This is a genomic window from Flavobacterium sp. (genome assembly GCF_035760125.1).
Taxonomy (GTDB): Bacteria; Bacteroidota; Bacteroidia; order Flavobacteriales; family Flavobacteriaceae; genus Flavobacterium.
The window spans coordinates 1-2441 of sequence record NZ_DASTTN010000515.1 but is presented as its reverse complement, the minus strand read 5'-3'; the positions used below and the strand labels follow the sequence as shown (position 1 = coordinate 2441).

At 31.3% G+C, this 2441-nt stretch carries 2 protein-coding genes; both read left to right on the top strand.

Features of this window, described 5'->3' with window-relative positions; translation table 11 throughout:
* The coding region (locus tag VFS71_RS18395) for an NAD(P)/FAD-dependent oxidoreductase (protein ID WP_326403091.1) at window positions 1-720 on the top strand (720 nt) is incomplete at its 5' end.
* 73 nt (window positions 721-793) lie between these two features.
* Window positions 794-2425, top strand: coding sequence for an alpha/beta fold hydrolase (locus VFS71_RS18390; protein WP_326403090.1), 1632 nt, complete (start codon window positions 794-796; stop codon window positions 2423-2425).
* Window positions 2426-2441: the final 16 nt, after the last annotated feature.

Genomic DNA, 2441 nt, shown 5'->3' with positions numbered 1-2441 from the left:
TTACAAACCTCTGCCAGCAATATTTATTTAATCGATGGGGGAGACGCCTTATTGTCGCCCATGAGCGAGGAATCCCAAAAAGATACTTTGGAAGCAGTAACACAACTTGGAGTTGTCGTAAAACTAAACACCCGAGTGGTGGATTATAAAGACGATACCGTTTTTTTAGGTGATGGTAAAACCATACAAACCAAAAACTTGATTTGGGCGGCTGGAGTTTCAGCAAGGGAATTTGAAGGAATTCCGGCGGAAAGTTACGGTCGTGGCAAACGAATGGCTACCGATGCGTTCAACAAAGTAAATGCTACCGAAAACATCTACGCCATTGGAGATACCTGTATTCAACTCAACGATGTGGATTTTCCGGGAGGTCACCCGCAAGTAGCGCAAGTGGCTATTCAGCAAGGGGTCAATTTAGCCGAAAACTTCAAGTTAATGGTTCAAAATAAACCTTTAAAACCCTTTAAATACAAAGACAAAGGCTCTATGGCTATCATTGGAAAAAACAAAGCCGTTGTTGATTTACCCAAACCCAAAATGCATTTCAAAGGCTTTTTAGCCTGGATGATTTGGCTATTCGTTCACCTCATGTCCTTGATAACCTACCGCAACAGATTGAACACTTTTTACCATTGGATGATTGCTTATTTCTCGAAAGACCAATCGTTACGAATGATTATTAGACCTGAGAAGAGAACGAAAGGGGAAATATCGGCCTGAAAGAAAAAATAAAAACCTCAAACTTTTTCTATCAAAACAAAGTATCTCAATTTCAGAAATACAAAACGAAAAAATGTATAAATATATTTACGCAATAGCTCTTTTAATGTGCTTAAATAGTAATGCTCAAACGATAATTGAAGGAAATGTAAAAAGTCTAGATAACGTAATAATTCCTTATTGTTCAATTGGAATTAAGGACACAAAACTTGGAACAATAACCGACGAAAATGGAAACTACAAATTTAAAATCCCCAATAATTTAGATAACAAAAAAATAGTTTTTAGTTCTATTGGATATTATGACAAAATTATTTCAATAAATGAGCTAAAAGCAAATAGTATTATAGTTTTAGAGTATAAGACAACGAATCTTAATGAAGTAGTAATTAGCTCAAAAAAAATGAGCGAAAAAGTTATTGGACAAAAAACAAGACCGTTCCTTACTTTTTCTAAAATGTTTGATAAAAATGTTCCAACAATAGAACAGGGTAGTTCTTTCCCGGTTTATCAACAAACAAGACTAAAATCATATAATTATTACATTATTCCAAGTTCAAAATTTAAGAAAATCACTTTAAAACTTAATATTTATAGCATAAAAAATAATATTCCTGATAAATCTCTTCTTGAAGAAAACATCATTTATAAAACTTCTTCAACTGGCTGGCAAAATATAGATTTATCAAAATATAAATTAGTCTTTAATGATCTTGATAGAATCGCTATAACCCTTCAATTAGTTGATTACGAGCCATTAAAAAATACAGAATTTATATTTGGATTGTCGGCAAAAAAAACTTTTTCAGAAAATTTACTTTTCAGATATCAAAGTCAGGGAATTTGGGAGCAAAGTGAAGGAAGTTTTATTTCCAACCTTGAAATTAGTTATTCTAAAAATAAGGATGAAAAAGATATAACTGAAGAAGACAATAATATCAGTGATAATAGTGACACTAAAACTTTAATTGAAGTTTATAAAAATAAAGAAAATGCAAGAAAAACAGATTATGGAAAAAGAAAAGATGGCAAATATATTGATTTAGGAAATGCAAAAATATATTTTGAGGAATACGGAAAAGGAAATCCTTTACTATTGCTTCACGGTAATAGTGGGAGTATATCTGATTTCTATCAACAAATACCATTCTTTTCAAAACATTATCGTGTTATTGCGATAGATACTCGAGGTCAGGGTAAAAGCACAGATTTAACAAAAGAGGATTATACTTATGAGGAATTTGCCAATGATTTATACAAAGTTATCAAGTATTTAAATCTAGAAAAAATGAGTATTATTGGTTGGAGCGATGGCGGAAATACAGGATTGATTTTCAATTCAGAACATCCAGAATTGGTATGTAAACTCATAACAATCGGTGCTAATTTGAATCCTTCGGGTGTAAATGAGAAAATCATAAATGATTTTAAAAAGCAAATTTCAGATAATCTAACAGATAATCAACGTTTAACGAAACTAATGTTAAATCAACCAGATATAACTTCTAAGCAACTCAGTCATATTAATAATCCTGTCTTAATTATTGCTGGAAGCAATGATGTGATAAAAGCAGAACATACCAAATCAATACAGGAGTTGATACAGGATTCAGAAATAGAAATTATTCCAAATGCAACACATTATGTCCCTTTTGAACAACCTAAAAAATTAAACGAATTAATCTTAAAATTCTTAAAAAAATAAAAACACATACCCGATA

What these genes read in the sequence shown, in the direction of transcription:
- VFS71_RS18390 (WP_326403090.1), top strand. Translation starts at nt 794, where the DNA reads ATGTATAAATATATTTACGCAATAGCTCTTTTAATGTGCTTAAATAGT.